Annotated in this window: 1 pseudogene; it reads left to right on the top strand. The window is 64.5% G+C overall.

Features of this window, described 5'->3' with window-relative positions:
• Positions 1 to 118 precede the first annotated feature (118 nt).
• Positions 119 to 423: pseudogene (locus EN906_RS36995) on the top strand (ABC transporter permease); the annotation flags it as partial.

Here is a 423-nt window from a genome sequence, read left to right as displayed (position 1 = left end):
ACCCCATCCTGGTGATGGCCGATGCCAGCCAGACAGGCATCCTTGCCCGCGACGCGGCCAGTGAGGAGGCCATCATGCGCCTCGCCGCCCCGCGCCGGACCATATCGAGACCAGCCGCATGACCGTTTTGAAACTCCTGTCCCGGACCAAGCTCTATTGGGGCCTGATCGCCATCTTCCTGATCGGTGTCCTGGGCTCGCCGATGAGCTCGAAGGGCAACAACATCTTCCTCTCCTACGGCAATCTGCTCGATGTGCTGCGCCAGGTGTCGACCACCGGCCTGATCGCCACTGGCATGACGGCTGTCATCATCACCGGCGGCATCGATCTCTCCGTCGGCTCGCTAATGGCCATCTGCTCGGTGGTCTGCGCCATGCTGCTGACGGTTCCAGGCGTGACGCCGGGCGTCGTGCTGGGCGTGCC

The sequence above is a fragment of the Mesorhizobium sp. M7A.F.Ca.CA.004.06.1.1 genome (assembly GCF_003999135.1).
GTDB lineage: Bacteria > Pseudomonadota > Alphaproteobacteria > Rhizobiales > Rhizobiaceae > Mesorhizobium.
This window is presented reverse-complemented; position numbering and strand designations above follow the sequence as displayed.